General features: G+C 56.7%; 4 protein-coding genes. All 4 read left to right on the forward strand.

The window, feature by feature from the left end; all coding sequences use genetic code 11:
- The first annotated feature begins 169 nt into the window (after window positions 1-169).
- Window positions 170-421, forward strand: coding sequence for a hypothetical protein (locus KPG66_RS01985; protein WP_235090066.1), 252 nt, complete (start codon window positions 170-172; stop codon window positions 419-421).
- A gap of 253 nt (window positions 422-674) precedes the next feature.
- Window positions 675-2,075 carry a hypothetical protein gene (locus KPG66_RS01990; RefSeq protein ID WP_237069870.1) on the forward strand — a complete coding sequence of 467 codons (1,401 nt, stop codon included), beginning with the start codon at window positions 675-677 and terminating at the stop codon, window positions 2,073-2,075.
- Window positions 2,072-2,338 carry a hypothetical protein gene (locus tag KPG66_RS01995; RefSeq protein WP_237069871.1) on the forward strand — a complete coding sequence of 89 codons (267 nt, stop codon included), beginning with the start codon at window positions 2,072-2,074 and terminating at the stop codon, window positions 2,336-2,338. Before KPG66_RS01990 ends, KPG66_RS01995 begins: the two co-directional genes overlap by 4 nt.
- A 117-nt stretch (window positions 2,339-2,455) precedes the next feature.
- On the forward strand, window positions 2,456-2,924 hold a 469-nt coding region (locus KPG66_RS02000; RefSeq protein ID WP_442929401.1), incomplete at its 3' end, for a hypothetical protein.

The following is a 2,924-nucleotide window of genomic DNA, read 5'->3' on the forward strand; positions in this document are numbered from 1 at the left end:
TGCTGAATCCTTGGTATCGGCAGGAGTGGGTGGATGTTGGGATGGGGATGTCGAAGTATGTTGCGCCAAGTAAGCTTCCGTCATGGTTGGGCGGGGCTGCTGGTGGCGCGGCGCAAGAAAAAATGGGTGCTACTGTGCAGAACAAGCTTGACGAAGAAGCTGCAAAGAAATGAAGCCGAAGACAAGCTTTGAATTGTTTCGTTGGACATATTATTTTCTGTTCTGGTTTATAGGGATGGGGCTTTGCATCACTATCATCGAACTTGCCGCTGGCCCTGCGGTGCTATGGCTGCTGTACGACTTTCCGTATCAATTGCCAACGTGGAATCGGGCTGGCCGAATGGCAGTGTTTGTTGTTCTGTTCAGTTTGTTCGCAGGAACAGTGACGTGGTTCAGTGAAAAGAAGTCATCAGGCCGATAGTCTGAAATGGTGAACAACCAGCATATGCTGAGTTCATCGTCTGCGGCGTTTGCCTGCTGCGGTGTCAGGGGATAATGGGCACGTCGGCGATCATGTAGTGATGTCTGATGTGGTGGTAATGCGTGGGTGCCGATAACTGACGCTAAAGAGGACATGCTGACCGGATAGGAATCCGGCGTGAGCAAGCAGGTCATTGGTGATCTGCATCCACGGGAAACGATGCGTCGGGCCTGGGTGAACGTGCTGTTTACGCTTGCGTTTCGCAAGTCGGCGGGCAAGAACGCAGAGCGCGATCAGCGCTGCTGAGATCGAGATCACGAACCCTGATCAACAAAAGCAGGCTATCGCGGGGCTGAACCGCGATGCGACGAATCTGAACGGCCAGGTGGACAAGACGCCGGACGTCCAGCAGACCTTGCAGAATCAGGGTGAGCTGATGAGCGCGATGCGTGACGCCGGTGAGGCGGTTGCGCGGCGGATCGGGGACGTGGCCGATGCCAAGCGCGACGCTTTGCTCCAGGTGGCTAGCGAGAGCGACGATCCGCAACAGAAGCAGCAGTATTTGGCCGAAGCGGAGCAATGGGATGAGAGCGGGCGCTACCGTGTTGGTCTGCAGAGTGCGGGCGGCTCGCTGGTGGGAGGCATTGGTGGAGGGCTGTTGGGGGCGGCGCAAAGCGGCGCGGGGTCGTTGGTGTCGGCGTTGCTGGCGAATAAGCTTGATGCGGTGAGCCGGCAGATTGCGGATCAGAAGCCGACCGGTAATGCGGATTTGGACAAGACGCTGGGCAACATTGTGGCGAATGTGATGTCGAGCGTGGCGGGGGGCGTGGTTGGGGGAACGCAGGGTGCGCAGGCGGCGTACAACGTCGATCGCTTTAATCGGCAGACTAACGACAATGAAAAGAAGGCGATTGCGGAAAAAGCGGGCAGCAATAAGGCGGAGCAAGAGCGGCTAGTCAAAGCGGCGTGCTACGCGGTGAAATGCTGGGCCGAGTACAAGCCGGGTAGTGACGAGTACACAAAGCATTATGTGAGCCAGCTTGAGGCTTCACAACTTCAACCAGAAATCGATTGGGTGAATCAACAGAAAGAGGCGGGGCTGTTCAAGTACACGCCAGGTCAGAAGATTGGCGATGCGGTGAAGAGTGACCCGGTGGGGGTGGCAAAGGATGCGGCGAAGGTTGTTGTTGGAGGCGTGACAGCGAAGACAGGTGTTGGACTTTGCACGACAGGACTTGGCTGCACGGTCGGCGGCTGGATGGCGGGTTTTGGGTTGAGCGAAGTGGTAGAAGGTTCGACCGGGTTAATGAATCGCTATGGTGGCACTGCCTCGCCCGGAGTCAATCCATTGCGATTTGGCTTTAATCAGTTGGCCCCACAATGGGGGAGCACAATATATGATGGCATCAATTTCGGGATGTCCATCCTTTCTTTGAAGGCTCAGGTTCCGTTAAACGTTGGGATTGCTGATGGAATAAATAGGCCTGCTTCGATGTTTGGCGTGACAATCCCACGTATCGATAATGTGAATCTGCTGCCATTTATTAAGCAACCTTGGCCATATGGCACGACGCAAGGCGTCTTGCTTTACGGTGTTGGAGCGAAGGGAGCTGCCGTCGTCAACGATGTTCGGCAAACAGGAGATGAAAAATGAACTGGCGCAGACTGTATGCGACATTCCAAATCTGTTCTACTGTTTGCTTGGCCTCCGTAGTTGGCGCTGGATGCTGGTCATTTCTTATTGCAGGGATATGCCGTTTGGTATTCAAATTGGATGAAGTTGTGGCGTTGCTTTCGATCGGGTTACCGTTATTTATTGTTCTGTTCGTCGTGTTTGCGAATTACTTGCCAAAACCGTTGCGCAAGTCGGGGATGCTGAGCGACGATCCGGAGAAATTCGGTCCGTGGTTCAGGTGAGAATTTGGGCAGCAGAAGCAGGCTATCGCGGGGCTGAACCGCGATGCGACGAATCTGAGCGGCCGGGTAGACAAGACGCCGGACGTCCAGCAGAGCTTGCAGAATCAGGGCGAGCTGATGAGCGCGATGCGTGACGCCGGCGAGGCGGTTGCGCGGCGGATCGGGGACGTGGCCGATGCCAAGCGAGACGCTTTGCTCCAGGCGGCTAGCGAGAGCGACGATCCACAACAGAAGCAGCAGTATTTGGCCGAAGCGGAGCAATGGGGTGAGAGCGGGCACTACCGTGTTGGCCTGCAGAGCGCGGGCGGCTCGCTGGTGGGAGGCATTGGCGGAGGGCTGTTGGGGGCGGCGCAAAGTGGCGCGGGGTCGTTGGTATCGGCGTTGCTGGCGCATAAGCTTGATGCGGTGAGCCGGCAGATTGCGGATCAGAAGCCGACCGGCAACGCGGACCTGGACAAGACGCTGGGCAACATTGTGGCGAATGTGATGTCGAGCATGGCGGGGGGCGTGGTTGGGGGAACGCAAGGTGCGCAGGCGGCGTACAACGTCGATCGGTTTAATCGGCAGTTGCATCAGGGCGAATACG

The organism is Mycetohabitans sp. B2 (assembly GCF_021733735.1).
GTDB lineage: Bacteria > Pseudomonadota > Gammaproteobacteria > Burkholderiales > Burkholderiaceae > Mycetohabitans > Mycetohabitans rhizoxinica.

Bases quoted from the DNA above. Each gene is read 5' to 3' on its own strand.
- KPG66_RS01985 (WP_235090066.1), top strand. From the start codon at position 170: ATGAAGCCGAAGACAAGCTTTGAATTGTTTCGTTGGACATATTATTTT.
- KPG66_RS01995 (WP_237069871.1), top strand. From the start codon at position 2,072: ATGAACTGGCGCAGACTGTATGCGACATTCCAAATCTGTTCTACTGTT.